Source organism: Candidatus Tumulicola sp. (genome assembly GCA_035601835.1).
Classification (GTDB): Bacteria; Vulcanimicrobiota; Vulcanimicrobiia; order Eremiobacterales; family Eremiobacteraceae; genus DATNNM01.
Genome location: DATNNM010000011.1, coordinates 306032 through 332740, shown reverse-complemented (window position 1 = coordinate 332740; position 26709 = coordinate 306032). Strand labels below are relative to the sequence as shown.

Sequence of the window (26709 nt, the reverse complement as noted above, 5' to 3'; positions counted from 1 at the left end):
ACCCGTGCGGGCGAACGCTGCGGCTTCTTACAGTACTAAAACGTCGCCCGCGTGGGCAATGTCTCGCTTGCCCTCTTACCCGCGAACCAACTCTTGCATGCACCGACGTGCGGGACATCGAGGCTTTCGTCGGCGTGCTTGAGAACGAGCGACGCCGTGTACGCGAACCTTCGGGAGTTCGTAGACGAACTGCGCCGCGACGGCGACCTCCTGGAAATCAAGGCGCCGGTCGATCCCCGGCTTGAGATCACCGAAATCGCCGACCGCTGCGTCAAGGACTCAGGCGGTTCACCGGCGCTGCTGTTCAGCAACGTCAAGGGCTCGCAATACCCGCTTCTGATCAACGCGCTTGCTTCGGCTCGGCGCATGGCGAAAGCGCTGGGAGTCGAGCGCTTGGATGATCTGGGCGCGAAGATCTCCGGCTTGATCGATCTCATCAAACCCGGCGCGCAGGGTGGTGGGCTTGCCAAACTTTTTTCGGCGCGCGATTTGCTCGGCATTTTCCCAAAGACGGTGCGCTCGGGCGCGTGCCAGGAAGTCGTCACCGAAGGCGGTGCGGTGAATCTCAACGAGCTGCCGGTGTTGACGTGCTGGCCCGAAGACGGCGGCCCGTACATCACGCTGCCGCTCGTATTCACCAAAGATCCGGGTTCGAGCGTGCAAAACACCGGCGTGTATCGCATGCAGGTCTTCGATGCGCGCACGACCGGCATGCATTGGCAGCGCCACAAGCACGGGCGCGAGCATCAAGATGCCGAAGGCCCGGGCCGGCGGATGCCGGTTGCAGTCGCGATCGGCGGAGACCCGGTGCTGACGTACTGCGCGACGGCGCCCGTGCCGTCGGGCGTCGACGAAATGCTGCTCGCCGGGTTCTTGCGCGGCCATGCGGTTCCCATGGTTGCGTGCAAGACGGTCGATCTCAAAGTGCCCGCCGACGCTGACTTCGTGCTCGAGGGTTACGTCGACAACGACGAGCTGCGGCGCGAGGGCCCGTTCGGCGATCACACCGGCGTCTATTCGCTCGCTGACGATTTCCCGGTGTTTCACGTTACCTGCATGACGCGCCGGCGCACGCCGATCTACTGGACGACCATCGTCGGGCGGCCCCCGATGGAAGATGGCTGGCTCGGGAAGGCGACCGAACGGCTCTTCTTGCCGGTCTTGCAGCAGATGCTGCCGGAGGTCGTCGACTACAACTTGCCCGTCGAGGGCGGCTTCCAGAATTTGGTGATCGTGTCGATCAAGAAACGCTATCCTGGGCAGGCCAAAAAAGTGATGTACGCGCTATGGGGTCTCGGACACATGATGATGCTCACGCGCAACATCATCGTTGTGGACGCCGACGTCGACGTGCAGAACCTTCGCACGGTGAGTTGGGTGACGCTGAACAACGTCGATGCCGGTCGCGATCTCGTCTTCGCCCCCGGTCCGGTGGACGTGCTCGACCACGCCGCGCCCCTGCCCGCCCTCGGCACGAAACTCGGCATCGACGCCACGCGCAAAGGCGCGGACGAAGGCTACATGCGCGAGTGGCCGCCCGACATCTTGATGTCGGATGATATCAAGGCGCTGGTCACGCGACGTTGGAAGGAATATGGCTTCGGCGACGGCGCCGGCACTCGATGAGTCGCATCAAGCAGTTTCTCGATGACATCAAGATCGAGCACACGTTGTTCGCGCTGCCGTTCGCCTATGTCGGCGCGCTGCTCGCGCAAGGGGGCATCCCGCCTGCCCGGGCGCTGATCTGGATCACGCTGGCGGTGATCGGCGCGCGTACCGCCGCGATGGCCGCGAACCGGCTGCTCGACGCGCGCCTCGATGCGCGCAACCCGCGGACCGCGGGAAGGGCGCTGCCTAGCGGCAAGCTTTCGCCTGCGGTGATGGTGTGGGCGGCGTTCGTCGGTCTTGTGCTGCTCACGCTGTCGGCGTACGAACTCAATCCGCTGTGCTTCGCGCTCGTGCCGATCGGCGCGCTGGCCGTTCTGATCTATCCGCTGGTCAAGCGCTTCACCTGGGGCGTGCACTTCCTGCTCGGCGCCGTGGACGCGTTGGCTCCGCTCGGCGCTTGGCTGGCCATCACCGGGCGCTTCGAACCCGGCGCCCTGCTGTTGTTCGCAGCCGTGACGCTATGGGTCGCCGGCTTCGACATCCTCTATGCGCTCATGGACTACGATTTCGACGTGCGCGAGCACGTCAGGTCGATTCCCGCGCGCTTCGGCGTGCGCAGCGGTCGGGCGCTGCCGTTGCTGCTCCACGCGCTCGTCGTCGCGACGCTGGTCTGGGTCGGCTGGGCGGTGCACGCTCGCCCGCTGTATTGGGGCGGGGTGTTCGCCGGAATCGTGCTGCTCGGTTACGAAGTATTGCTCGTTGGCCGGCAGCGCGACGTGTTCGTGCTGAACTCGGCGGTCTTCAACGCCAACATGGCTTTTTCGGTGGTGTTCTTCGCGACGACGGCGGCGTCCGTCGTCGTATGATTGACGGGAGAATGAAAATCTTGAATCGCGTTCGCTTGCTCAGTGCCGCTCTGGCCGCCGCTCTGGTGGCCGCATCCTCCAATGCCGCGGCGCTGGCGGACTTCCCGCCGTACGCGCACATCGTCGGCATCGCCTTGGTCGCACCTCTGTCCGGTGACAGCCGCGAGTACGGCCTTCAACTCTCAAACGGCCTGCAATTGGCGGTCGACGAGGCCAACGAGCGGCGCAACCTCACCGATTTCGGCTGGGTGCTTCACACCTTCGACGATCAAAACGATCCGGGCGTCGCGCAGCAGCAAGCGGAGTTCTCGTTGGTAGACGAGGGCACGTCGGTGGTCGTCGGGCATGTCGGCGCCGAAGAGACGCTTTTGGCGCTGCCGACATACGCCCAAAAAGGGGCGCCGCTCATCATTCCGACGTCGCCTCTCGGCCAGCTCACGCAGCGCGGTTACACCGATATCTTCCGGTTGTGTCCCCCCGACTCAGCCGAGGGTCAGCAGGATGCCCGCTATGCAGAGCGCACGCTGAAAGCCAAAAAAGCGGCGGTGATCTATCAGGAAAACGACATCGGTGCGAATACCGCGCAGGGTTTCCTCAATTTCGCGAACGCCGGAAAGAATCTGGCGGCGAAGGACTTCGGCGTCGATCCTGACGTGAAGAGTCCCGCCGCGCTGGTCGCATCCATCAAGACCTTCGCGCCCGACTTGCTGTACGCATCGGGCGACGGGCGCTTTCTCTCCAAAACGATTCTCGCGTTGCGCGCGGCCGGCGTCGACGCGCCGCTCTTCGGCACGCAAGGTTTTTGGAGCGATCCTGCGATGAAGGCGCTCGGCACCGGCGCCCAGGGCACGCTGGTGAGTTCGTGCGTGCCGCCGATCGAGCTCATGCCGACCGCGCAGCTGTTCATACGCCACTACCAGGCGCGTTTCGGACGGCCGACCTCCTTTGCGCTCTTCGGCTACGTCGCGGGGCAAGTGGCCATCGCCGCGGCGCAGCAGGTCCGCACCGCGGACCGGCGTCTGATCGCGCGCCAGCTGTCCATCGGTTCGTTCCAGACAATCTTGGGCACGATGACCTTCCAGCGCAACGGCGACCCCGCCCAACCGATCCTGTATCTCTATCGCTACGGCCAAGACGGCGCGTTCAAGTACGTCGACGCGACGTTCCCGAATCCGCTTATCGCCCGGTAGTCCGGCAAGTGTGCGCTGCGTCACTGCTCGACCAAATCGGCAGTTGGCTTTAATCTGCGCGCCTGGCGCGCCGATGGAGTAAGAGTAGTCCAAAGCACATTTTCGGAGGGAGTTAGACGTGGCCGTAGAGGTTAGGCCTGCGCCGCCATCGGCGCTTGAAGAGTTGATCCGGTCGGTGGCAGACACGCCTGATCGGCCCAAGCCGTGGGTCGACGTCGCGACCTACCCATGGAACGAAGAAGAGTTCTCATCGCGCTACGTGCGCCGCGCGAACTACCAATCGCTCTACGGCATGAAAGATACCGGCGACGAGGTTGAGGACATCATCACGCTGCTCAACCCGCAGCCCAAAGCGCGCCTCCTCGATTTGTGCTCCGGCAATGGACGCCACGCGATCGCGATGGCGCTGCGTGGTTACCGCGTGACGGGCATCGATATCGGTCCCGGCGCCGTCTCGCTCGCGCGCGACACGGCTCGCAATCTCGGTCTAAGCGTGGACTTCCGGCAGCTCGACGTGCTGCACATCTCGTTTGAAGACTTGTACGACGGCGCGTACCTCACATGCGGCGGCTTTTCCGACTTCAGCCCGGCCGAGGGCCAGGCGTTGCTCCAGGCGGTCGAGCGCGCGCTGTCGCCGGGCGGTCGGATCGTGGTTGAATTCGCCGACGCCGACGCGGGAAGAGCGCCAGACCTTCGAACATGGCAGTTCGTGCAAGCGGAAACGTCGCTTTATATGGACGGTTCGCATCTGCAGCTCGACGAGCGCAACTTCGATCCGGAGCCTGCGACCGAGGTCGAACGCTGCTACGTCGTGCCTTCCGATGGACGCGTGCGTGAATTCACACGCTGCCGTCAACTCTACACCGAGGCGTCGATGCGATCCGCGTTGGAGTCGGCGCGTTTCGACATGCTCTCGTTCTCACCCGGCAGCGCCCCGGGCCTGAAGAAAGCCGCCGCCAAAAAGCGCTGACAATTCTATCCTCCCTCTCCTGATGTAGTGCCGGGGCTTTAGCCCCGGTTCTTTTTTTCATAAAATCGGCATAGCGCTTGCGCCATCGCCTTCATCGTCGACTTGTCGGGCACGACATCAACTCTGATCCCCAGCTCTTTCGCTTGGCCGGCCGTTATCGGACCGATGCAGGCGATGACCTTGTCTCGCAGCAGCACGGGAGCGCCCGAGCCGAGACCTCTGACCAAGGATCGCACCGCGCTGGCAGATGCTAACACGATGGCACCGGCCGCAGCCACGCGCGCGGGCAAATCCGGCGGCGGTGTCTCGAGCGTGGAGTAGCCGGCAACCGCGGTCACGAGGAAGCCTGCTTCTTTCAAGCGAGATGCGAGAACCGGCCTCGCGTCCTGTGCCTGCACGATCAAGATGGCAGCGCCGGGCTTCGCCGCTTTCCTCAACGCCTCCGCAAGCTCTTCGCTCACGAAGCGCTCGGGCACGACATCGGGCCGCCGCTTGAACGTCTCTTGCAGCGCGTCGCTGGTCGCCGCACCAACCACCGCGGTGCGCACCTTCGCGGGGAACGCCCGGCGGCACCGTGCAAACGCCTCGACCCCGCTTGCGCTGGTGAAGACGATCCAGTCGAAGCTGTCGGCGTCTCGCACTGCTTCCTGCAGGCCTGAGTCCTTCGGGGGAGGACCGATCGCGATGACGGGCGCGACGTCTACCCTCGCACCCAACGCCTCGAACAGCGCTGCAGCGCTGAGATGCTCGCCCGCACGCGTCACCAGAACGGTGACGCCGTCGAGCGGGAGGTCCATGTGGGTTTTAGTCTAGCCGCGCCGGCGCGGACGGGGCGGACGCAGAGCTTCTGCAAGCTGCTCTTCGAGCCTGGCTCCAAGCGTTTCTAGGTCGAGCAGCCGTTCCGTCGTATCCGAGCGGAGCGCACCGCTCTCGGCCGCGCTCTCGCGCAAGCGCGTGACCGGCGCGTGCAGCAGTTTGTTGAGGATAGACACGCTCGCGCCCGCGATGAGTTCGCGCTGGTGGCTGTCGAGTTCCGGCAGACGCGCAAAAAGCTTGTCGATCTCGGCAAGCCGGATCGCTTCTGCCTTGCGCCGCAATGAAGCGATGAGCGGCACGGCCACGCGCGACTGATACCAGCGCATGTACTCACGGACGACACCGGCGATGATCGCTTCCACGGCCGGTATCTCGGCTCGCCGCGTGTCGAGGGTCGCGTCGATGACTTGCTGCAAGTCGTTCAGTTCGTAGATGGTCACGCGCTCAAGCATCGCTGCGCTCGGTTGCACGTCTCGCGGCACGGCGATGTCCACGATCAGCAGGGGCTTGGAGCGGGCGGCACACGCGGTCTGCAGCATCGATTCGGTGATGAGGAACGCGCCGCCGCCGGTGGCGCTGATGACGAGATCGGCGCTGCGCAGCAACTGCGGTAGTTCACCGATGCCGTGCGCGCTTCCATCGATCGATGCGGCCAAGCTTTGCGCGCGTGCCGGTGTCCGGTTCACGATCGCAAGCGTAGCGGCGCCACGTGCGGCGATGTGCTTTGCGACGATCGTGCCCATCTTGCCGGCGCCCACCACGACGACCTCGGCAGCAGCTAAGCCGCAGTGACGCGAAGCGAGCTCGACCGCCGCCGCTCCCAACGAGACGGCGTCCCGGCCGATGCCCGTTTCCGTGCGCGCGCGCTTGCCGCATTCGAGCGCGATGCGGAACAGCCGGTTGAGGTGCGGGCCGGTCGAATGCGCGCGCCCTGCGAGCGTCAGCGCCTCTTTCACTTGCCCGACGATCTGCGCTTCGCCGAGAAGCATCGAATCGAGGCCGCTTGCAACGCGGCAGAGTTGCTCGACCGCCTGGGCGCCGAGCAGAGTGTACAGATACTTGTCGAAGTCGTCGACCCGCATGCTGCGATAGGTGGTCAGAAAATCCTTGAGTCGATCGACGCCGATCTCGTAGTCGTCGACGTCGGCGTAGATCTCCAGGCGATTGCAGGTGGCGACGATGGCCGCTTCGCGCACCCCGGTGTAGTCGCGGAGCGCGCCCAGCGCTTCGGTGATGCGCTCGGTGGGGAACGTATGGCGGTTGCGCACCTCTGGGGGCGCGGTCTTGTGGCTCAGGCCAAGGACGACGATCGGCACGCTGGTGCTCTTGTCTTGGGCGTTCCGCGTTCCCTACCGGATGGCGCGACTTTGGTCGCTTACGACAAGTGGTGGGTCAGAATGGACAGCTCGGAAGCGAGGTCGATCGAACGCACGGATACCCGAGAGTTCACTTTCAGGGTCGTGGGGGCGAAGTTCAAGAGCGCGCTCACGCCGCATCGGACGATGCGCTCTGCGACGGCCTGTGCGGCGCCGGCCGGGACGGTGATGAGTCCGATGCTGCAGTTGAGCACCGGCAGCACTTTTTCGAGATCGTTCACGTGGCTGATGCGCACGCCATGCCAGCGCGTGCCCACGAGTTCCTTGTCGATGTCGAAGATCGCCGCGATGTGAAATTTCTCTTCGCGGTATTCCAAGAACGTGGCGAGCGCGTGGCCGAGGTAGCCGAAGCCGACGATGGCGATGCGCCAATCGCGGTCAAGCCCGAGCACGCGCGCGAGCTTCTTCACCAGCATCACGACGTTGTAGCCGCGGCCGCGGCGGCCAAGCGTGCCCAGATAGGAGAGGTCTTTGCGGATCTGGGTCGACGACACGCCGCGTCCGACGCGCTCGGCGAGTTCCTGCGACGTCAGCACGGTGGTGCCCTCACGCAACGCGTCTTCGAGACCGCGATGGTACAGGAACAATCGCGGCGGGTTGATGTCGCGTTTTGCGCTATGCGGTGACGACATCAAAGGACTCGCGGGCGGCGTTGATGGTGCGCTCGATCTCAGCCTTGCTGTGCGCGAGCGAGACAAAGCCTGCCTCGAACTGCGAGGGCGGCAGATAGATGCCGCGCTCGAGCATCGCATGGAAGAATCGACCGAATGCTTTGGTGTCGCAGCGTTTGGCGGATGCGAGATCAGTCACCGCATCTTTGGTGAAGAACAGCGTCCACATCGAGCCTGCGCGAGCGACGTGCGCCGGTGCGCCGACGTGCGACAACACTTCATTCAGGCCGGTTTCAAGGGTCTTGCCAGCGGCTTCGAGGCGTTCGTACGCGTCGGACTCCTTGAGGGCGCGCAGCTGCGCGATGCCCGCCGCCATGGCGAGCGGGTTGCCGGAAAGCGTGCCCGCCTGGTACACGTCGCCCTCCGGGGCGAGATGACGCATGATGTCAGCGCGGCCGCCGAACGCCCCGACCGGCAGCCCTCCGCCTATGATCTTGCCGAGGCACGTCACATCGGGTCTTATATCATGGAGAGCTTGCGCGCCGCCATACGCGACGCGGAAACCCGTCATGACTTCATCCATGATGAACAGCGCGCCGTGCTCCTTGGTCAATCGGCGAACCGCTTCCAGGTAGCCCGCTTTGGGCCGCGCCACGCCCATGTTGCCGACGATCGGTTCGAGGATGACGGCGGCGATCGGGCTTGATCGCTGCGCGAAAAGTTTTTCGAGCGCGGCGACGTCGTTGTACGGCACCACGATCGTGTCCGCCGCTTGTGCCGCGGACACGCCGGGAGAATCGGGCACGCCCAGCGTGAGCGCGCCGGAGCCCGCCGCCACCAGCAACCCGTCGGCATGACCATGATAGCAGCCGGCGCACTTGACGATCTTGTCGCGCCTGGTGAAGGCGCGTGCTAAGCGCAGCGCGCTCATGCACGCCTCGGTTCCCGAGTTGACGAAGCGCACAAGCTCGATCGACGGCATCGCTTCAACGATCAATTCAGCGAGTTCCACTTCGAGCGCGGTAGAGGCGCCGAAGGAGGTCCCCATGCGCGCCGCGCGTTCGATCGCCGCGATGACGGGCGGGTACGCGTGTCCGAAGATCAGGGGTCCCCACGAGCCCACGTAGTCGACGTACTCGTGGCCATCGACGTCGAATATGAGCGGGCCCTCGCCGCGCGCGATGAAGAGCGGCGTGCCGCCGACGGCCTTGAAGGCGCGCACCGGCGAATCCACCCCGCCCGGGATGACCCGCTTCGCTTCTTCGTACAGATCCTGAGAGCGCTTGATATTCACCGCGATATCTTCACCGCTCGCTCGTAATCTTCGGGCGTATTGATGTTCGCGAGCATGCGCTCGTCCTCAGAAGTGACGTGGTATGCGGCGACCTTGAGGCCGTCCAGCGCGGCGGTCACCTTTCGGCGACCGGCTGCCAGCGCGCGTTGGGCGCCGCCGATCCAAGGCGCGGTCGCGTATAAAGCGGCGAGCGGCTCGACTTTGCCGTCCGGCCACGTCGGCAGCACGGCATCCGGAGCGTTGCCCGCGGCTTCGCGATCCTGAAACGTCTTCAAGAGCTTCGCGATGAATCCGCTGTCGATGTCGGGCAGATCGCCGGCGACGGCCACGAAGAGCGGCGTCCGCACCTTTCTCGCGCATGAAAGAACAGCTCCCAGCGGTCCGCCGTCGGAGATCTCGTCGGTGACGATCTCACACGAGATCAAGTCGGCCAGGCGCGGGTCGAGCCGGTCGCGCACGCTGAGGATGCACGGGGTGCCGTCTGCCGTGAGCCGCCGGTAGATTCCAATGAGCAGCGGCTCGCCGTTGAGCGGGAGCGCGAGCTTGCCCGGCAATCGCGTCGCCGCGCCGCCTGCGAGCAAGACGATGGTGACTTCCGCCATGCGCCTTGATTAGTGAGTCTAGCGCTTCAGCCGTGCAGCGACGGAGCGGGCGAAGTACGTCACGATGATATCCGCGCCGGCGCGTTTGCAGCTCACCAGCACTTCGTCAATCGCGCGCTGTTCGTCGATCCAACCGCGCGCCGCCGCTGCCTTGATCATCGAATACTCGCCGCTCACGTTGTAGACGGCGACCGGAACGTTGACCGCCTCGCGCACGCGATGCACGACATCGAGGTAGCTCAGCGCAGGCTTGACCATCACCGCATCCGCGCCTTCCTGCACGTCCAGCAGCGCTTCGCGCACGGCCTCGCGCGCATTCGGCGGATCCATTTGATGCGTGCGGCGATCGCCGAACTTCGGCGTCGAGGCCGCGGCTTCGCGGAACGGGCCATAGAAGGCCGATGCGTACTTCACCGCATACGAGAGAATGGCGACGTCTATGTGGCGCTTGCTGTCCAGCGCGTGGCGGATCGCCTTGACCCGACCGTCCATCATGTCGGAAGGCGCGACGATGTCGACGCCGGCTTCTGCGTACGAAAGCGCGCCTTGCGCGAGCAATTCGAGCGTGGCGTCGTTGTCGATCGCGCCGCGCTCGTCGATGAGTCCGCAGTGGCCGTGCGAGGTGTATTCACACGCGCACAGATCGGCGAGGACAAGCAGTTCGGGCGCGGCGTTTTTGATCGCCGCGATCGCGCGCTGCACCGCTCCGCCGGGATCGGCAAGACCTGAGGCGACATCGTCCTTGTGGTCTGGGATGCCGAAGAGCAGCACCGCCGGAATCCCAAGCGCTGCCGCAGCTTTCGCGTCTTCAAGCAACGTGTCGACGGACTGCCAGAAGACGCCGGGCATCGACGGGATCTCGCGTTTGACGCCCGTGCCCTCGACGACGAACAGCGGCTCGATGAGATCGTTCACGCGCACGGCGTGCTCGGCGACCATGCCGCGCAAACCGCTCGTGCGGCGCAAGCGGCGCGGCCGCTCCGTCGGTGTAGGAAGGCCGGCGATAGTTTCGCGCCTTCGTTCGATCATGCGCATCGTGGTGAGCGGTTCGCGAAGACCGGACTGAAGTCCGGCATAGCACGTGCCGCTAGGTGCGGAACTTGGCGATGATCTCACGCGCCCCGGCGGCGAGCATTTCGTCCGCCAACGCTTCCACGCGGGATCGCGCCGCCTTATCCGAACCGCGTATGCTCCGGCGCTGCGCTTGCGTGCCATCGACCTCGGCGACAAAAGCGTGGAACGTCCAGCCCTCCTCCCCCACCTGGGCGTGCCCTCCGATCGGCACGAGACAGCCTCCGCCCATGCGCTTGAGGAAAGCCCGCTCCAGGTCTACTTCGAACGCGCTTGCGGGATCGTCCAAGGGCGCGAGCATTTCGCGAAGCGCGCTGTCCGCCTCTCGATGCTGCACGTACAGCGCGCCTTGACCGACCGCCGGAACCATTTCGTCGATCGCAACGGGCAGCGCGCCGGCTTCCGCAGGCAGGCCGATGCGTTCTATGCCCGCCATCGCAAGGACCGCCGCGTCGCATGCTCCGGCGAGCATTTTCTTGATGCGCGTGTCCACGTTGCCGCGGAGATCGCGGACCCGCAGATCCGGGCGGATAACAAGCAGTTGCGCCTTGCGACGCAGCGAGCTGGTTCCGATGACGGCGCCTTGCGGCAGATCGCGGATCGTCTTGAACGCCCCGCGCGGCGAAACCAACGCGTCGCGCGCATCGGCTCGAGGCGGAACCACGCCTGCGCGCACGCCGGGAGGCAATTCTGTTGGAAGATCCTTCATGGAGTGCACGGCGATGTCGGCGCGGTTGTCCAGCAGCGCGTTTTGCAACTCCTTGACGAAGACGCCGTCACCGCCGATTACGGCAAGGCTGCCATCCTTGTCGCGGTCGCCGCGGGTCGTGATCTCCACGATCTCGCACGCGATCCCGCGCTTCGCGAGGCGCTCGACGATCGAGCGGGTTTGGATGAGCGCGAGCGCGCTGGTTCTCGTGGCGACGCGCAGCGTGCGGACAAGCGACATGCGAGCGCGCTTCCAGGCGGCGCGAAACACGTCCTTGGCGGCGCAGCAGGAGCCAATGCGCTTCCTCAACCATTGGCTCCACATGAACGAGGTTTCCGAGCTTCGCTCGGAGCGCTACATGTGGTTGTGGCTGCGCGGCGGGGTCTTCGTCTTGCTGGCGGCGCTTTATTTCGTGCGCCTGGGCTCGGGCAGTCTGTGGGATAACAGCGAACCCACCTACGGCGAGATCGTCAAGGAGATGTTCCGTACCGGCGACTGGATCACGATGCACTTCAACTTCGCGCCGTGGTACATCCACCCGCCGCTGTGGTTTTGGATCGCCGGCGGCGCGGTCAAAGCTTTCGGACTCAACGAACTCAGCCTACGCCTGCCCAGCGCGATTTTCGGATTGCTCGGCGCCGGCGCGACGTACCTCGCCGCGCGACGGCTTTACGGCGAGATCGCCGGACTCATCGCCGCGCTCGCGCTCGGCACGAGCCTCGAGTACATCGTGCTCTGCCGGCTTGCGATCCTCGATACCACGCTTGTCTTCTTCATGACGGTCACGTTCTTTTGGGGTTATTTCGCGCTGCGCGACGGCGATCGGCGCGCGTTTTGGATCGCGGTGGTGGCCGCGGCGCTTGGCACGCTGACCAAAGGCCCGGTCGCGCTCGTGTTGCCGCTGCTGTCCTTGCTGGTCTACTTGTGGTGGGCAAAGGCGTGGCAGCAAGTGCAGCGCCTGCCATGGGCGATCGGTTTTCTCGCCTACGTGTTGATCGCCGGCTCGTGGTTCGCGGCCGAAACCGGTTTGCACGGTCAGATCTTCATCATCGATTATTTCGGCGCTTCCACCTTTGGGCGCTATCTCCAGCCGTTCGAGAATCAGCCCGGACCGGTGTACTATTACATACCGCTGCTCGCCGTCGGCTTCTTCCCGTATGTCGCCTTTTTGCCCAAGGCCATCAAGGAGGCCGTCCTGCGGCGCAGCAACGACGATATCTTCTTGCTCGCTTCGGCAATCGTGCCGTTGGTGTTCTTCTCCGCCGCACAGACCAAACTGCCCAACTACATCGTGGTGATCTTTCCCATGCTGGCCGTGCTCGTCGGAGGACTGGTCTGCGAAGCCATCGCCGCCAATCAGCTGAAACCGCTGCGCGGCGCACTGTTCATGCTGCCGGTATCGCTCGTGCTGCTGACGATCGGCGTGGTCTTATATCTGAACATCCAGGTATCGCAGGATCTGTCGGCGCTGACGCCGGCGCTCGCCCTCTTGGGCTGGATCGTGGTGCCGACAGCCGCCTTGACGCTCGTCGCCACGCTTGTGACCAAGCGGGTGTGGCTGGCGCCGCTAGGCTTTGCGGCGATGATGGTCGGCCTCATCGGCGCGCTCGTGATCGCCATTTTGCCCGGCGTCGAAGCGCAGAAGCCGATGAAAGCGATGGCCGCGCACATCCAATCCCTCGTTCGACCCGGCGACAAGATCGGCATCGCCAGCGTGCGCGGCGGCTTTTCCCTCCTGTTCTATACCGACAACCACGGGATCACGTTTTTCGGCAAGGTCACGGGCGCACTGAGCCCGTGGAGCTTCTTCGGCCAGAAGGCGCGCGTGTTCGCGCCGATCACGGCAGCCGAATACTACAGCATGCAGCTCATGCGCGTCAAGAGCGTTTATGTGTGGCTGCGCACGCCGAGCATGTGGCTCGCGTCCAATCGGCCGCCCCCATGATGGCTCCGAGCTTCGCTCGGAACGCTACACTAATTCCGGGGGTAGTCCCTAACCTGCGGCCACGCTCTTATTAGCGTGGCTATGGCCAAAACCGCGAGAACCAGATAAATCTTGTCCCCGAGGGCAAACACAACCCATAGAGAAAACACAGCAAAAAGTACGGCGACAATCATCAGGGACACCCAGAACCAGTACATAGCCTCCTAGCAATACTCTATTTGTAGGAGTGGAGGCCGCTGATCCAGATGTTGACGGCGAAGTAGCTGAAGAGAATCGTCGCGAAGCCGATGATCGAGACCCACGCCGACACCGTGCCGCGTAATGAAGGCTTGGTGTGCATGTGCACGTACGCGGCGTACACGATCCATGAGATCAGCGCTGCTGTCTCCTTTGAGTCCCACTGCCAATAGCTGCCCCACGCGACGTGCGCCCACAGCGCGCCCAAGATGATGCCCGCGGTGAGGAGGATCTCGCCGATGGCGTTGGCGCGATACGCCAAAACGTCCAGGCGCGGCGAGGCCGGCAAATTTTCCAGCCACGCCAAGTAGATGGGCCGCGCCTGCGCCGCGACCGCCGCGCCAACGGATTGACCGGCGCCGGGCGGGCGATTCTCGTCGGCTTTCTTCATTAGAAAGAGGATGCTGACGGCGCAGCCGATCAGAAACGCCGCATATGCGCCCAACACGACCGGCACGTGGATGTAGATCCAGGTGCTTTGCAACGACGGAACGAGCGGTTCGAGGCCTTTGTTCCAACTTTTCGCGTAGGCGAGCAGCGCGTCGCTGAACGCGAACACCAGCGGACCCGCGAACCAGCTCTTGTAGCGCGCGCCGATGAATAGGAACAGCACCGCCACCCACAGCGAGACGACCGACAGCGAACCGTACAAATCGTTCCAGGGGACGTGCTGGCTGTAATACCAGCGCAGGCCGAGGCTTGCGACTTGCGCCGCGATGCCGAGCACTGCGAACGTGATGCCGACGCCCAGCACCATCCAGTTGCGGACGAACCAGTAGATAAGGAATCCGGCAGCGGCGAATAGGTAGAGGATGACCGCCGCCTCATACCAAGCCATGTACGCCGCAACATGCGCGTTGGCCACGGCCGCCACGTTGGTGTTGTATTGCGTGTAAGGAGTCGTGTCAGGCATAGGCGCTCACCGTTTCCTGGATCGGCGGCGGATCCGGAGCCCGAAGGCGCTTCTCCAGACCCTTCACCAGGCTTTCGAATTCGTCTTCGTACATCGCGTTGCCCTTGGTGGTCGTCGCTGCGATGTCGACCAGCGCACCCCCGCCGGCCTGCGCCTTCACCCGCGCATACAACTTCACCGGCAGGAAGAAAAGCGCCATGACGAAGCCGCCGGAGAGGATGAGGGCGCCGAGTCCGACGTACAGCTCGCCCGGGTCGTAGCGGTAGGTGATGCCCGACCACGCGATCGGCGGCAACGCGCGCACCGTGTAGCCGTCGCCGGCGTTCAGGCTTGCGCCGATCGGCAAGAAGATCGGTTTGGCGGTCGTCGGGATGCCATCATGGAACACCCACAACGCATACGTGTCGCGGATGGGCAGCGGAACGCCCATCGGCGACTGCGATGGATCGGATGGTCCCAGCATCGTGCCGTACTCGATAGCGCGGCTGGTCCCCGGCAACAGGATCGCGTCTTGGGGCATGAGCCGCCCCTGCGCAGCGGGGGAGTCGATCGGCTTGCCGTCGCGCGTGATCTGCAGGTGACCGCCGTAGCCGTATGAGGCTTGATAGAAGTACACGTTTTCCGGCGTGACGTAGGGCTGATTGACGATGATGTTGGCGGCGGCCGGCGCGCCTAATCCGCCGGCCGAGCCCACCCTGACGTCGGATTGGAAAAGCGATGCCTGATACATGGTGCCGTTGGGCGTTTGCACGGGCGTGAAGTGCGCGATGAACTTGTCGAGCGTGAGGTTGAGCCGCGCCTGAGGGACCGCGACCGTTTGGCCGCTGAAGACCTGAAGCTCGCCGCGATAGCCTTTCAGCCAGCCCAAGAAGAGTCCAAACGCGATGACCGTGAACCCGAGATGCGCCACGAGCACGCCGTAGCGCGCCCATTTCTGTTTGTCGGCGAACACCCAATGCGCGCCGTCGACCTCCTGCGTGCGGATGGCGAAGCCGCGCCGGCGCGCGTAATCGTCGATCTTCGCAGCCGTGGCCGGCACGTCTCGGCTGCATTCGCGGGCCGCGTGCAGGCCGAAGTTCTCGAGCGCGACCGGCCGGTCTTTTGGGAAACGTTTCGGGATGACGCGCCTGAACGTGCACACCGCCATCGAGATCAGCAGCAGCAAGACCAGCGAGAGATACGGCAGCGAATGGAAGATGTTCGTGAGGTGCAGGCGCAGGATCGCGTTGGCCATCGCCGCCGGGTACTCTTCGTAGTAGCGCTCGGGCGGCTGGTTTTGATCCACGATGGTGCCGACCGTGGTCAGCGTGGCCCAGATGAAGAACACGACGATCGGGAACATGACGTTGCTCAGCACGTCGAGCGTTTGATCGTAAGGCGAGCGCGTGGGGCGCGCCGAGGCGGGAGCGGCCATGTCCGCGTTGGCCTTAGGCGCCGTCGCTGGCCGTTCCCTTTTCGGCTGCGATTTTCGGCTGAACCAGCCGGACGACCAGGATGCTGAGCACGTACAAGACGATGAGCGGCAGCGCGAGCAGCAGCATGGTGAGCGGGTTGCCGTCCGGCGCACCGATGCCCGCCGCGATGATGATGATCATCGTAGCGTGACGCCACTTCTCCGCGAGCATGCGCGCGTTTACGAGCCCGACGCTTGCCAGGATCGCCAGCACGATCGGCAGTTGGAACATGACGGCGAAAATACCGAGCAGGATGATCACGAATCCGATCGTCGGATCGAGCTGATACGTGCCCACCAGCCCCGAGCTTTGCGTATACTTGAGGAGCGTTCGCATGACGAACGGTATGATGAAGAACCCGCAAAATGCGATGCCGGCGAGCGACATGAACAGCGACGGCAGCGCGAACCACGCGATGCGCGCGCGCACGCGCCGGTTGAGGGCGGGAGAGACGAAGGCGTAGATCTGATAGAGGATGAGGGGAAACGCGACGACGATGCCGACCAACACCGAGAGTTTGATCTGGACGCGGATCACCTCGGCCGGCGAGAACACGTGCAGCTGGATGCCGGGCAAGAAATACGCCTCCATGAAGTTCATGAGGCGCGGCATGAAACCGAAGGCGAGCACCGAGATCAAACAGACCGCGATGATGGAGATCAGCAGACGATTACGGAGCTCCGCGAGGTGCTCCGTAAACGTCATCTCGATGTCGTCAGACGGTTCTGACGGTGGGTGCTCCTGCAAATTCTATACTGGAGCGGAGGGGGGCGGGTCGCCGGGGGTCGGCGGCGGGGGAATGGCCTGTTGCGGCGGCGGCGGCGCATCGGCCGGTTTAGCAGAGGCCGCTTCGAACTCCCGTTTCGCCTGACCCATCGAGCGTGCGAGTTTGGGGATCCGTTCGGCGCCGAACAGAATCACCGCGATGCCGATGATGATGGCGATGATCGGCGCGTCGATGACCGCGTAAAGTGGCGTCATGTGATTCCTTGAGGCTCCTTTCGTATGAGTCTTATCGGAACGCGGCGCCCGCGCCCTGCCGGTTTCTCATGAAAACTGCTTGAGAGTTCGCGCCAAGGCGGCCAGTTCATCGCGGGCAGGCGTAGGGTGTAGGTCGTCCAGCGCGCGCTCGGCTGCATCGGCGTGCTCCGCCATCGCGGCGTTGGTCGCATCGATGGCTGGCCCGCTGCGCATGCCCTGCATCGCCTCGGCGAGCAGCGGCTTGGCTTCGGCCGAATCGAGGTCCTCAAGTTCGAAAAGCTTCTCGACCGCGCGCCGGAAGGCGTGGTCGCCGAGCTTCAAGGCGTTGATCATCGGCAGCGTCATCTTCTTCTCGCGCACGTCCGAACCCGACGGCTTGCCGAGTTCGGCCTCGCTCGCCACGACGTCGTAGATGTCGTCGCGGATCTGGAAGGCGAGCCCGAAGAGGCGTCCGTATTCGCGCAGCATGCGCACTTCCGGTGCGTTGCGCAGCGCCGGACCTGGGGCTCGCCCGGCCTGGATCAGTCCGTTGATCGCGCCCACTTCGGCGCAGGCCGCGAACAGTTCGGCCGTCTTCTTCCCGATGATCTCGTAATAGCGCGTGGCCGACAATTCGACGTCGCCCGCGGCGCGCAGCTGTTTGACTTCGCCGTTGCAGATGTCGGAGAGCATCGCGGCCAAGATGGTGGGGATCGGCGGCGCGTAGCCCTGCGTGATCTTCTTGAACACCCACGAGAACAGATAGTCGCCCGCGAGCACCGAGAAGCGGTTGCCGAACGCGCGATTTGTGGACTCGCGCCCGCGGCGCAGATCGGCGTTGTCGAGCACGTCGTCGTGGATCAGCGTCGCCACGTGGATGAGTTCCATATAGGAGGCGAGCACGGGATCTTCCGAGGCGGCCGCATTGCACGCGAGGCAGGCCAGCATCGTGATGCGCGGGCGCAGCCGTTTGCCGCCGGCATCGAGCATCGACCACACCGCACCGGCGATGTGCGCGTTCTCGTGCGACAGTTCTTCGCGCACGAACTGCTCGACGACGTTTTGAATCGTCTGCTGCGGGCTGCTTTGGATCATGCCGGCGCCGGAGCGTGCTCTTCCAGGGCGCGCACGTGCGCCTCGATCGTGTGCGGATGCTTCGGCGCTTGCGCCGTGGTGCCGACGTGCATGGTCACGGCGCCGCCCATCAGCAAGATGCACTGCACGCACGCGAAGCCGCTCGTCTTGAAGAGCTGCGACAGGGCGTCGGCATCCGGAAAATTCACGAGTGATTGCGGCAAGTAGCGATACGCGGCCTTGTCGCCGCCGACGAGACCGCCGAGCGTGGGCAGCACGTTGTAGAAGTAGAAATAAAACGTCCGCCGCCACAGCTTGTTGGCAGGTTTGCCGATCTCGAGGTTGACGAATGAAGAGCCCGGTTTGAGCACGCGCCGGACTTCGTCAAGGCACGCGCCGATGTCCACGACGTTGCGCATCGAGAATCCCATCGTGGCGCCGTCGAAGTAGGCGTCGGCGAACGGCAGCGTCAGCACGTCACCTTGCAGGTAGCGTATGTTCGAGTAGCCCTGATTGGCGCGCGCGATGTCCAGCATCTTGGGAGAAAAGTCGATGCCGACGACTTCGCCTTCCGGTACCTTGCGCGCAAGCACTTGGGCGAGCGCTCCGGTGCCGCAGCAAAGGTCGAGCAGGCGGGCATCGTTGGGGACGTCGATTAGGGCAGCGGCTTGCCGGCGCCATATGCCGTCCATGCCGCCCGTCATGACGCGATTGGCCATGTCGTAGCGGCCGGCGATGCGGTCGAACAAGTCGCGAACGACGCTTCCTTTATCCATAGAGCGGTGTACGCCGGTATTTCCCTGCCCTTCACAGCCCCACCTTGACGGTCTCGTGCTCCTGCGTGATACAAGCGCGCATGGGATATCTGCACGTCGCGCTCGGCGGAGCGGCTCGCGATGCGTTCTGTTCGGCTTTCGACGGCGCCAAACGGAGCATCGATGCCGAATTCTTCAGCATCCGCGATCCGTCACTCGTGCAGGGCCTCAACCGCGCGGCTGCGCGCGGCGTGGACGTGACCGTGCACGTCGAAGGTGACCCAGACCGCTACGGGCACCGCGGCGCGCATGAGCCTAAACCGCGGTGCGTCTTGCGGACGACAAAGCTTTACTCGAATCTATTCGACCCTCGCGTCCATGTCATCGTCGAAAGCGATGCGAAGGTGCTCGAGCACAGCAAAGCCGTCGTGATCGACGATGCACGCGCGTTGCTCGCCACCGCCAATGCGAACGATGACGGCTTCCGGTGTCCGGGTGAAGTGTGCGTGGAGGACGATGCGGCGGTGGATGTCGCTGCCGTGAAAGACGCGATCGCCGGACGGCCGGGCAACTCATCGCGGATCGTCGCGGGTCCAAGCGAGCATTCCCGCGATCGCATTGCGCGATTGCTCGGCTGCGCGCACGACCTTCGCATCGCTTCCGAAGATCTCTCCGATCCGCAGATCGTCAACGAACTTGCAGCGCGGCGCGCCGCTGGTCTGCACGATGAAGTTCTCGTGAAGCGCGAGGGTCGCGAAACGTGGCCGGAAAAGCGCGCCTTGAGCGAACTTTCTGCAGCCGGGGTTTCGGTCCGCTCGCTTGGCGAGACGTTCATGCACGACAAGTACATCGATACGGGCGACGAGATCTACGTCGGCTCCGCCAACCTCACCCGAAACGGCCTCGATGAAGCCCGCGAGATCGGCATCATCGCGCCCTCGGCCGACTTCGGCGAAGGCGCCGTCACGCTGCGTGCCGATTTCGATCGCATGTGGCCCCTCGCGCAACCGGTCTGACCACGACTCCGGGGCTAAAGCCCCGGCACTACATTAGCTTGAGAGTTTGAGGCGGGGGAAGAGGCGCAGGGCGTTTGTGGTCGTCGCTTCTGCGATCGACTCGGGGCTCGCGCCGCGCAGTTCGGCGAGCCGGGCGCAGGTGAGCGCGAGGTATGCCGGCTCGTTGCGTTTGCCACGATGCGGCGCCGGCGTCATGTACGGACAATCAGTTTCCAACACGAGCCGTTCGATCGGCAAGCGTGTCGCCGCATCGTGCAGTTCAAGCGCCTTCTTGAACGTGAGCGCGCCGCCGAGTCCCAGATAGACGTCGAACTCTTCGATGAAGCGCATGCCGGCGTCGTAGCTTCCGGTGAAGCAGTGGAGCACGCCGAGCCGGCCCTTGCTGAAGTGCCCGCGCAGTGCGGCGGCGACGTCGTCCTCGGCCTCGCGGCAGTGCATGATCACGGGCAAGCCGTGCTCGCCGGCGAGATCGAGTTGGCTATTGAAAACAGCGCGCTGCACGTCGCGCGGAGAAAAGTCGTAGTGGTAGTCGAGTCCCATCTCACCGGCCGCCACGACTCGCTCATCCATGAGCAGCGGCGGCAGCCAGCGTAGGTCGCCGGCATCTTCGGCTTCGTGCGGGTGGACGCCGACCGCCGCGGCGACGAGCGGCCGGCGCGCGGCGAGATCGAGCGTCGCGCGGCTCGTCGCTTCGTCCTGGCCGGCTGAAACCACCGCGCTCACCCCGGCGCTCGCGGCGCGCGAAATGACCTCATCGAGATCCGCCGCGAACTCGTCGCCCTCGAGATGCGCGTGCGTATCCACAAAACGGGAGGTCACGCGCTGGGGACGCCTTCTTCCACGCGTGGGAACAGCGCCGCCGGCACGGTCGTCTTGGCGCCTTTGGGCAGACCGCCCCATCGAAGCGTTTTCTCCCAAGCGGCCCCCGGCGTGCCCTCGAGCGAGAGCGCCCGCCACATCGCCTCGCCGGATGCCGGCATGAACGGATAGACGAACGCGGCGAGCCAGCGAAGGCCCTCGCACAAATCGTAGAGCACGGCATCGAGCCCGGCCTGATCGCCGCGTTTGGACAGCTCCCACGGCTTCTTCTGCTCGACAAGCAGGTTGAGCGCACCGACGCGCTCCCCGATGGACGCAAGCGCTCCCCGAAAATCGAGCCCACCCAGCGCCCCTTCGATCGCGGCGCGCGCCGTGTCAAAGGCCGTGCTCAACTCTTGGTTCTTCGTCGCAGCGGGTACGACGCCGTCGCGATATCTGGCGAGCATCGACAGCGTGCGCTGAACGAGATTGCCCAAATCGTTTGCCAGGTCGGCGTTGTGGCGCCGCAGCATCGCCTCTTCGCTGAAGCTGAAATCGGTTCCGAAGGTCGCTTGGGCGAACAGGACGTAGCGCGTCGAATCCACGCCGAAGCGATCGATGAGCTCGCGCGCGCTCACGATGTTGCCGATGCTCTTGCTCATCTTGCGGCCTTCCATCGTGATCCAGCCGTTGGCGAACACGAGCTTGGGCGCCGGCAAGCCGAGCGCGAACAAGATCGCCGGCCACAAGACCGTGTGGAAGCGAAGGATCTCTTTGCCGATGAGCTGCACGTCCGCCGGCCAGCGCCGCTCGAAGCGCGCCATGTCGTGCGGGTAGCCTGCGGCCGTGATGTAGTTGACGATCGCATCGAACCACACATAGATGGTGCCGCCGCCACCGGGGATGGGGATGCCCCAGTCGACGCTGGCGCGAGAAACGCTCACGTCTTCGAGCCCCGCCTCGAGCAGCGCCATCATCTCATTGTACGCGCTCTGCGGCCGCACCCAGTCCGGATGCTTGCGGAAGTGATCGGCGACTTTGTCGCGATATGCGGATAGTTTGAAGAACCACGAATCCTCGGAGACCCATTCGACCGGACGGCCGCATTCAGGGTTCGGACAGTGACCGTCGACCAACTTCGACTCCAACCAGAACGTCTCGTCGTTGCGGCAGTACCAACCTTCGTACTTGCCGGGGACGATGTCGCCTTTGCGGCGCAACGTTTCGAAGATCGCCTGTACCGCGGCCTCGTGTTCCGGATCGGTCGTGCGGATGAATTGATCATAGGAGATGTTCAGCTCGCGCCACTGCGCCTTCCAGCGCTCGACGATCTCGTCGCAGAACTGCTTGGGTGTTTTCCCCATGGCTCGCGCGGCATCGGCGATCTTCTGCGCGTGCTCGTCGGTGCCGGTGAGGAAGTGGGCGTGTCCGTCGCCCGTGACGCGGCGATAGCGCGCGATGATGTCGGCCGCGACGGTGCTGTACGCGTGGCCGATGTGCGGCGTGCTGTTCGTGTAGTACAGCGGGGTCGTGACGTAAAACGTATCTTTTGGCATCGTTAGCCGTAGGTGTTCAGCAAACTCCTTCGGGAGGGCCTGCCTGCAGGAACCTAGAGCCGGTTGCTAGCGGCGAAGGATCTGCCAGAGCAGGCTCGACGCGAGCACCCATGTCATCGCCAAGAAGACGTAACGGACAAACGGCGCACCGCGCAAAATCGCAAGCCGCGAACCCGTGAACCCGCCGGCGATGGCGCAGGCCGCCATCACCACTCCCACGCGATAGTCGATCGCGCCGGCCAGCGCGAAAATCACGACCGAACCAAGGTTCGAAGCGAAGTTCGCCGCCTTTGCCATGCCCGTTGCGTGAAGAAAATCAAGCCCGAGCCACGCCACGAAGAGGAACACCATGAAAAGGCCGGCGCCGGGTCCGAAGAAGCCGTCGTAGAAGCCCAACGCAAGCCCGATAGTGCCGGAGCGCCAAATCGAATGTGTGGCTGCTTGACGTGTCAGGTCTTGGCCGAGCTGTGGAAACACGGTGATCACGAGCGACACGAGCAGCACGAGGACGATCACCACGATGCGCAAGATCGTCGGGTTGGTGTTCAGCACCGCGTGAGCGCCGAGGACCGAACCGAGCAGCGCAGCGATCATCGCGCTGGCGACCAGATGCCAGCGGATGGCGCGCGCCGAGGCGAACGTCACAGTCGCGGTCGCCGTCCCCGCGATGCCGGCCAGCTTATTCGTGCCGAGCGCCATTTGCACCGGTAGGCCTGCAAGCAAGAGCGCCGGCACGTTGACCAAGCCCCCGCCGCCGGCGACCGCATCGATGGTCGCCGCCACAAACGCGACGGCGCCGAGAACGGCGATCACCCACGGATCTGTATGGGGCATCTAGTCGCGAGCCGCGCGGATGCGCTGCGCCAGCGCGTACAACTGGTTCCGCGGCGCTCCGCTGGCCGCATGCAGTGCCGCAACTGCGGTCTTGGCGCTCACGCCGTCCGCGAGCAGCTGCTCGAGCGCGACGACGACGCTGTCGGCGATCGCGACGCTCGAGCGCTGTTCCGCCGGCGCCCCCTCCAACACGAGTGCGAACTCACCGCGGGGCGGTGCCGAAAGCTCACGAAGCACTTCGGCCGCCGTGCCGAGCAGATGCTGCTCGAACTTCTTGGTGTATTCACGCAGGACGAAGACTCGGCGCTCGGGCAGGACGCCGGCGACGTCGGCGAGCAGATCCGTCACGCGGCTCGGTGCCTCGTACCACGCGACGGCGAAACGTTCATCTGAGAGCAAGCGCAAATACTTGCGACGTTCCCCAGACTTGCGAGGCGGAAACCCGTCGAAGCGAAAGCGGCTGACGTCGAACCCGCTGAGCACCAACGCGCCGACAAAAGCCGTAGGCCCCGGCAATACCTCGATCGCCGCGCCAGCGGAGCGAGCGGCTCGCACGAGCTCCACTCCGGGGTCAGAGATGCCGGGCGTGCCGGCGTCGGTGGCCAGCGCGACGGTCTTGCCGGCCGCCAACGTCTTCAACACGGCGCGGATGCGCTGCTGCTCGACGCCTTCGTGCAACGAATGGATCGGTTTGGAAATGCCGAAGTGCGTGAGCAGCGTACGCGTCACGCGCGTGTCTTCGGCGACGATGACGTCGCACTCGCGCAACGCGCGCAGCGCGCGCGCAGTGATGTCTTCAAGATTTCCCAAAGGCGTCGGACATAGCACGAGGCGGCCCGATCGCTCCTCAGTGTGACGAAGCGCCATGCGCGGCGCTTCGGCGACATCATCGGAAAATGCTTGCGCACCAGGCGCACCGAACCCGCGCCGCATGGTGTCTTCCCCGCGTCCGCCGAGCGATGCGCGGCTCGACGTCTTGGACGGTTTGCGAGGCATCGCGATCCTCATGGTGTTGTGGTACCACGTGTGGCAGCTGTCGTGGCTGAGCACCGGCGTCACCGCGCTTGGGCGGCACTTCGACGCTCAGTTCATCCCGGAAACCGGCTTTTTGGGCGTCGAACTGTTCTTCTTCATCAGCGGTTTCGTCTTATTCTATCCGTACGCGCGGCATGTGTTCGAAGGCAAGCGCTTGCAGACGGCGGGTCAATTCGCATACCGCCGTTTTATCAAGATCGTGCCCTCGTATTTGATCGTGCTGATCGTGCTCGTGCCGATCGTCGCCCGCGACTTCGGTTCGGCCGCGAATACGGCGTGGCAGGTTTTCACCCACGCGCTGTTCATCCACACGTGGTTCTACGACACGATGAGCTCGATCAACGGCGTGCTCTGGTCGCTCGGCATCGAGGTGCAGTTCTACGTCATCTTCCTGCTGCTGGCGCTGGCGTTCCGCAAGTGGCCGTTATGGACGTTTCTCGGTATGCTGGCGACGGCGCTGATCTATCGCCACCTGCTCGCAGCATGCTGCATCGCCGATTACACGAAGATGAACCAATTGCCGGCTTACATCGATCTGTTCGCCGCGGGCATGATGGCCGCGTATCTCTTCGTGTTCTTAAAGGTCAAAGTCGTAAACGTGGAGCGCTACGCGCTGGGCTTCACGGTCGTGGCGCTCGCTATGGCGGCGGTCTTCTATCTCATGCAGCATAATTTGTTCGAGGTGCGTTATCAAGATCAGGGCTTCGAGATCTGGAAAGCCGACAACCGTACCTACCTCGGGCTGGTGTTCCTCGCGTTCACCGTGGCATCGCTGCTCGCGGCTGCGTGGTGGCGGGCCGTGCTCGCCAACAAGATCCTGTTCTTTTTCTCGATCATCTCGTACAACTTGTATCTGTGGCACGCGGTGATCGCCCGCTACTTGTTCGAACACCGGATTCCGGCGCCGGGGACACCGGATCCGCACAACGATCCATACTGGGCGTGGCTGTATACGTTCACCGCGGTGGTGGCGGGCATCATCGTGGCGGCCGCGATCACGTACCTTTTCGAACGGCCGCTGCTCAACAAAGGCAACACCGGGGCTAAAGCCCCGGCACTACGATTAGGTCTTGTTGGATTAGATCCGGACGCCCCAGCCGCTGAAAAGCGAGGCATCGGCGGCTCCCAGAGCGCGAACCAGCGTGGACTGCGACCCCAGTAGTTGGGACGAGTTGGAACCTTGAATGAGTATGTTGCTGACCATGATTTTGAACCTCCGAGTGGTATCCGTTTAGTAACCTGCTATAATAGTACACTAGTTAGTATAACCTGTCAATAGATTTTGCAGGTTATCGAGCATTCCAGGAATAAGGAGCGGTCATGGCCAGCGCCAGCCTGCAATTCCGGCCCCTAACGCCCGCCAGATGGAAAGACTTGGAAGCGCTCTTCGGCCCGCGCGGCGCCTGCGCCGACTGCTGGTGCATGTGGCCTAGATTTGCACCCGCGCAGATGCGCAAGAGGAGCAACGAGGCGAATCGACGCGCGCTCCACCGCCTCGTCAACTCAGGCGTTCCGCCTGGCATCCTTGCATATCGCGACGGCCGGCCCGTGGGGTGGTGCGCCTTCGCGCCGCGCGAGGAATACCGCCGTCTGGCCACCTCGCGCGTGCTGCGGCCGGTCGACGACAAGCCGGTCTGGTCGATCATCTGCTTCTTCATAGCGAGGAGCGTGCGCCGAGCCGGCTTGACGGGCGCGCTGCTGCGGGCCGCTTTGGAGCACGTTCGCAAACGCGGCGCGCGTATCGCTGAGGCCTATCCGGTCGACGCCCGCGCGCGGAGGAGCAGCTCGGCGCTCTGGCACGGAGTCGCTTCGACCTTCTTGCGCAACGGATTCAAAGAGGTCGTGCGCCGCTCGGCAGACCGGCCGATCGTGCGTAAGCAGCTTCGAGTTGCGCCGCGATGAACGATCGACAAGCCGCGTGGGAGCTGCTGTGCCGGCATGTGCAGAACCCCGCGCTGCGGCGGCATTCGCTTGCCGTGGAGGTCGCGATGCGCGCCTGCGCGCGCAAACTCGGCGAGGACGAGGACCGCTTCGGCGTCACCGGCTTGCTGCACGACTTCGACTGGGAGATCCACCCCACCAAAGAGCAACATCCCGAACTGGGGTGCCGGATGCTGGAAGAAGCCGCCTGGCCTCCGGACATCGTGAAAGCGATCCGCGGACACGCGCCCTATCTGGGCGTGCCGCGCGACACGCCGATGGCGAAGGCCCTTTTCGCGTGTGACGAACTCACCGGTTTCATCACGGCGGTCGCCTTCGTCAGGCCCGGGAAAACCGTGCGCGAAGTCACACTCCAATCGGTCAAGAAAAAGTTGAAAGAGAAAAGCTTCGCCGCGAACGTGAATCGCGACGAGATCTTTCAAGCGGCCGAGGAGTGGGGCGTTCCGTTAGACGAGCACATCGAGTTCCTGATCGCGGCGCTTTCGGAGCGCTCAGACGAGCTTGGCCTCTAGCAGGCAACCGAGCGGCCGCCTGGAAGAAACACCCGTCTGGATGGGTACGTTAGAGATACGGAGGGAGTACATCTAATGACACATGTCTTGAATTCAATGGCGCATACCTGGCGGACGCTCGTCGCATCGTTCGTCGCGGTGGCGCTGCTCGCGTCCATCGCAATCCCCGCGTTGGCCGAGACCGCTGGCCAGCGCTCGACGCGCAACATCCTTTTGGGCGCAGCTGCAGCGACGGTGGGCATAATCCTGTACAACAACTACCAGCACAAGAAAGCCGCTGCGAACACGGTTGTCGGTTACACCCGCGATGGCGGCGTGATCTACGCTGACGGTCGCATCGTGTACCCGAACGGCGGGGTCATGTATCCGAGCAACAACGGCCAGCAGATCTGCGACTGGGATGACGACAACGACGCCCAGCGTTGCGGACCGAACGTGACCGCCTACGCGCCGCGCGGCCACGCGTACGGCTATTGGAAGCATCACAAGAACAAAGGTGAGGGCAACGAGAACCGCGGTGGGAACGAAAATCACGGCGGCGACAACTAGCGCCTGACCTTCGACGA

The 26709-nt window shown here is 64.1% G+C and carries 26 protein-coding genes and 1 pseudogene; 10 read left to right on the top strand and 17 right to left on the bottom strand.

The genetic code is table 11. From position 1 onward, the window contains the following. Positions 1-156: 156 nt before the first annotated feature. The 4 genes from VN934_06375 (at position 157) to VN934_06360 (ending at position 4634) form a co-directional block, all read left to right on the top strand. Positions 157-1626 carry a menaquinone biosynthesis decarboxylase gene (locus tag VN934_06375; protein HXM18421.1) on the top strand — a complete coding sequence of 490 codons (1470 nt, stop codon included), beginning with the start codon at positions 157-159 and terminating at the stop codon, positions 1624-1626. After that, the gene (locus tag VN934_06370) at positions 1623-2474 is read left to right on the top strand and encodes a UbiA-like polyprenyltransferase (GenBank protein ID HXM18420.1); all 852 of its coding nucleotides are present in this window, start codon (positions 1623-1625) and stop codon (positions 2472-2474) included. The genes VN934_06375 and VN934_06370 overlap by 4 nt, the downstream gene beginning before the upstream one ends. 20 nt (positions 2475-2494) lie before the next feature. Further along, positions 2495-3664: a branched-chain amino acid ABC transporter substrate-binding protein gene (locus VN934_06365; GenBank protein HXM18419.1), complete on the top strand. Its 1170-nt coding sequence runs from the start codon at positions 2495-2497 to the stop codon at positions 3662-3664. 118 nt (positions 3665-3782) lie between these two features. After that, positions 3783-4634: a class I SAM-dependent methyltransferase gene (locus tag VN934_06360; GenBank protein ID HXM18418.1), complete on the top strand. Its 852-nt coding sequence runs from the start codon at positions 3783-3785 to the stop codon at positions 4632-4634. A gap of 38 nt (positions 4635-4672) precedes the next feature. Here VN934_06360 and VN934_06355 read toward each other — a convergent pair whose 3' ends face one another. The 7 genes from VN934_06355 to hemC are packed head-to-tail and all read right to left on the bottom strand — an operon-like array spanning position 4673 to position 11353. Continuing rightward, entirely contained in the window at positions 4673-5431 is a 759-nt protein-coding gene (locus tag VN934_06355) for a uroporphyrinogen-III synthase (GenBank protein ID HXM18417.1), read from the bottom strand. A 12-nt stretch (positions 5432-5443) separates the two neighbouring features. Continuing rightward, positions 5444-6766 carry a glutamyl-tRNA reductase gene (hemA, locus tag VN934_06350; protein ID HXM18416.1) on the bottom strand — a complete coding sequence of 441 codons (1323 nt, stop codon included), beginning with the start codon at positions 6764-6766 and terminating at the stop codon, positions 5444-5446. Between the two features lie 59 nt (positions 6767-6825). Then, positions 6826-7458 (bottom strand): redox-sensing transcriptional repressor Rex, encoded by a 633-nt coding sequence (locus VN934_06345; protein HXM18415.1) that lies wholly within the window; start codon positions 7456-7458, stop codon positions 6826-6828. Next, the gene (gene hemL / locus VN934_06340; GenBank protein ID HXM18414.1) at positions 7442-8731 is read right to left on the bottom strand and encodes a glutamate-1-semialdehyde 2,1-aminomutase; all 1290 of its coding nucleotides are present in this window, start codon (positions 8729-8731) and stop codon (positions 7442-7444) included. Before hemL ends, VN934_06345 begins: the two co-directional genes overlap by 17 nt. Further along, positions 8728-9333 (bottom strand): molybdenum cofactor guanylyltransferase, encoded by a 606-nt coding sequence (locus tag VN934_06335; protein HXM18413.1) that lies wholly within the window; start codon positions 9331-9333, stop codon positions 8728-8730. The genes hemL and VN934_06335 overlap by 4 nt, the downstream gene beginning before the upstream one ends. A gap of 18 nt (positions 9334-9351) precedes the next feature. Further along, on the bottom strand, positions 9352-10449 hold the full coding sequence (hemB, locus tag VN934_06330) for a porphobilinogen synthase (protein ID HXM18412.1): 1098 nt from the start codon (positions 10447-10449) through the stop codon (positions 9352-9354). Next, positions 10421-11353 carry a hydroxymethylbilane synthase gene (gene hemC, locus VN934_06325; protein ID HXM18411.1) on the bottom strand — a complete coding sequence of 311 codons (933 nt, stop codon included), beginning with the start codon at positions 11351-11353 and terminating at the stop codon, positions 10421-10423. The genes hemB and hemC overlap by 29 nt, the downstream gene beginning before the upstream one ends. On the opposite strand from hemC, the gene VN934_06320 reads away from it, so the two are divergent. After that, positions 11298-13058 (top strand): glycosyltransferase family 39 protein, encoded by a 1761-nt coding sequence (locus tag VN934_06320; GenBank protein HXM18410.1) that lies wholly within the window; start codon positions 11298-11300, stop codon positions 13056-13058. The two genes, hemC and VN934_06320, sit on opposite strands and share 56 nt — an antisense overlap. A 214-nt stretch (positions 13059-13272) precedes the next feature. Here the strand turns inward: VN934_06320 and ccsB are convergent, their stop codons facing one another. The 6 genes from ccsB to ubiE form a co-directional block, all read right to left on the bottom strand. After that, positions 13273-14208, bottom strand: coding sequence for a c-type cytochrome biogenesis protein CcsB (gene ccsB / locus VN934_06315; GenBank protein HXM18409.1), 936 nt, complete (start codon positions 14206-14208; stop codon positions 13273-13275). Further along, positions 14201-15622, bottom strand: coding sequence for a cytochrome c biogenesis protein ResB (locus VN934_06310; protein ID HXM18408.1), 1422 nt, complete (start codon positions 15620-15622; stop codon positions 14201-14203). The genes ccsB and VN934_06310 overlap by 8 nt, the downstream gene beginning before the upstream one ends. Before the next feature lie 13 nt (positions 15623-15635). Next, positions 15636-16367, bottom strand: a complete 732-nt coding sequence (gene tatC / locus VN934_06305) for a twin-arginine translocase subunit TatC (GenBank protein ID HXM18407.1) — start codon at positions 16365-16367, stop codon at positions 15636-15638. Between the two features lie 45 nt (positions 16368-16412). Further along, complete coding sequence (locus VN934_06300) at positions 16413-16643, bottom strand: twin-arginine translocase TatA/TatE family subunit (protein HXM18406.1); 231 nt, start codon at positions 16641-16643, stop codon at positions 16413-16415. 66 nt (positions 16644-16709) lie between these two features. Then, entirely contained in the window at positions 16710-17717 is a 1008-nt protein-coding gene (locus VN934_06295; protein ID HXM18405.1) for a polyprenyl synthetase family protein, read from the bottom strand. Then, complete coding sequence (gene ubiE / locus VN934_06290) at positions 17714-18472, bottom strand: bifunctional demethylmenaquinone methyltransferase/2-methoxy-6-polyprenyl-1,4-benzoquinol methylase UbiE (protein ID HXM18404.1); 759 nt, start codon at positions 18470-18472, stop codon at positions 17714-17716. The genes VN934_06295 and ubiE overlap by 4 nt, the downstream gene beginning before the upstream one ends. Before the next feature lie 80 nt (positions 18473-18552). Here ubiE and VN934_06285 point away from each other — a divergent pair, with 80 nt between their 5' ends. After that, positions 18553-19467, top strand: coding sequence for a phospholipase D-like domain-containing protein (locus VN934_06285; GenBank protein HXM18403.1), 915 nt, complete (start codon positions 18553-18555; stop codon positions 19465-19467). A 33-nt stretch (positions 19468-19500) separates the two neighbouring features. Here VN934_06285 and VN934_06280 read toward each other — a convergent pair whose 3' ends face one another. The 4 genes and pseudogenes from VN934_06280 to rsmI all read right to left on the bottom strand — a co-directional run bounded on the left by VN934_06280 (position 19501) and on the right by rsmI (position 23651). Further along, a complete protein-coding gene (locus VN934_06280; GenBank protein HXM18402.1) occupies positions 19501-20286 on the bottom strand; it encodes a TatD family hydrolase in 786 nt (261 codons plus the stop codon). Then, positions 20283-21833 (bottom strand): annotated as a pseudogene (gene metG, locus VN934_06275) (methionine--tRNA ligase). Before metG ends, VN934_06280 begins: the two are co-directional and overlap by 4 nt. A gap of 54 nt (positions 21834-21887) precedes the next feature. After that, positions 21888-22655 carry a TSUP family transporter gene (locus VN934_06270; protein ID HXM18401.1) on the bottom strand — a complete coding sequence of 256 codons (768 nt, stop codon included), beginning with the start codon at positions 22653-22655 and terminating at the stop codon, positions 21888-21890. Further along, on the bottom strand, positions 22656-23651 hold the full coding sequence (rsmI, locus tag VN934_06265; protein HXM18400.1) for a 16S rRNA (cytidine(1402)-2'-O)-methyltransferase: 996 nt from the start codon (positions 23649-23651) through the stop codon (positions 22656-22658). Between rsmI and VN934_06260 the strand changes: the two genes are divergently transcribed. From VN934_06260 to VN934_06245, 4 genes are all read left to right on the top strand, one after another. After that, a complete protein-coding gene (locus VN934_06260) occupies positions 23641-24852 on the top strand; it encodes an acyltransferase (GenBank protein HXM18399.1) in 1212 nt (403 codons plus the stop codon). The two genes, rsmI and VN934_06260, sit on opposite strands and share 11 nt — an antisense overlap. Positions 24853-25010: 158 nt before the next feature. Further along, entirely contained in the window at positions 25011-25592 is a 582-nt protein-coding gene (locus VN934_06255) for a GNAT family N-acetyltransferase (GenBank protein ID HXM18398.1), read from the top strand. Beyond that, positions 25589-26143 carry an HDIG domain-containing protein gene (locus tag VN934_06250; protein ID HXM18397.1) on the top strand — a complete coding sequence of 185 codons (555 nt, stop codon included), beginning with the start codon at positions 25589-25591 and terminating at the stop codon, positions 26141-26143. The genes VN934_06255 and VN934_06250 overlap by 4 nt, the downstream gene beginning before the upstream one ends. A 75-nt stretch (positions 26144-26218) precedes the next feature. Continuing rightward, positions 26219-26692 carry a hypothetical protein gene (locus VN934_06245; GenBank protein ID HXM18396.1) on the top strand — a complete coding sequence of 158 codons (474 nt, stop codon included), beginning with the start codon at positions 26219-26221 and terminating at the stop codon, positions 26690-26692. Positions 26693-26709 lie beyond the last annotated feature (17 nt).

Excerpts from the sequence above, each read along its gene's own strand:
- VN934_06370 (HXM18420.1), top strand. The coding sequence starts at position 1,623 with ATGAGTCGCATCAAGCAGTTTCTCGATGACATCAAGATCGAGCACACG.
- VN934_06355 (HXM18417.1), bottom strand. The coding sequence starts at position 5,431 with ATGGACCTCCCGCTCGACGGCGTCACCGTTCTGGTGACGCGTGCGGGC.
- VN934_06345 (HXM18415.1), bottom strand. The coding sequence starts at position 7,458 with ATGTCGTCACCGCATAGCGCAAAACGCGACATCAACCCGCCGCGATTG.
- VN934_06335 (HXM18413.1), bottom strand. The coding sequence starts at position 9,333 with ATGGCGGAAGTCACCATCGTCTTGCTCGCAGGCGGCGCGGCGACGCGA.
- VN934_06320 (HXM18410.1), top strand. The coding sequence starts at position 11,298 with ATGAGCGCGAGCGCGCTGGTTCTCGTGGCGACGCGCAGCGTGCGGACA.
- hemC (HXM18411.1), bottom strand. The coding sequence starts at position 11,353 with ATGTCGCTTGTCCGCACGCTGCGCGTCGCCACGAGAACCAGCGCGCTC.
- ccsB (HXM18409.1), bottom strand. The coding sequence starts at position 14,208 with ATGCCTGACACGACTCCTTACACGCAATACAACACCAACGTGGCGGCC.
- VN934_06310 (HXM18408.1), bottom strand. The coding sequence starts at position 15,622 with ATGGCCGCTCCCGCCTCGGCGCGCCCCACGCGCTCGCCTTACGATCAA.
- tatC (HXM18407.1), bottom strand. The coding sequence starts at position 16,367 with ATGACGTTTACGGAGCACCTCGCGGAGCTCCGTAATCGTCTGCTGATC.
- VN934_06300 (HXM18406.1), bottom strand. The coding sequence starts at position 16,643 with ATGACGCCACTTTACGCGGTCATCGACGCGCCGATCATCGCCATCATC.
- VN934_06295 (HXM18405.1), bottom strand. The coding sequence starts at position 17,717 with ATGATCCAAAGCAGCCCGCAGCAGACGATTCAAAACGTCGTCGAGCAG.
- ubiE (HXM18404.1), bottom strand. The coding sequence starts at position 18,472 with ATGGATAAAGGAAGCGTCGTTCGCGACTTGTTCGACCGCATCGCCGGC.
- VN934_06285 (HXM18403.1), top strand. The coding sequence starts at position 18,553 with ATGGGATATCTGCACGTCGCGCTCGGCGGAGCGGCTCGCGATGCGTTC.
- VN934_06270 (HXM18401.1), bottom strand. The coding sequence starts at position 22,655 with ATGCCCCATACAGATCCGTGGGTGATCGCCGTTCTCGGCGCCGTCGCG.
- rsmI (HXM18400.1), bottom strand. The coding sequence starts at position 23,651 with ATGCCTCGCAAACCGTCCAAGACGTCGAGCCGCGCATCGCTCGGCGGA.
- VN934_06255 (HXM18398.1), top strand. The coding sequence starts at position 25,011 with ATGGCCAGCGCCAGCCTGCAATTCCGGCCCCTAACGCCCGCCAGATGG.
- VN934_06250 (HXM18397.1), top strand. The coding sequence starts at position 25,589 with ATGAACGATCGACAAGCCGCGTGGGAGCTGCTGTGCCGGCATGTGCAG.
- VN934_06245 (HXM18396.1), top strand. The coding sequence starts at position 26,219 with ATGACACATGTCTTGAATTCAATGGCGCATACCTGGCGGACGCTCGTC.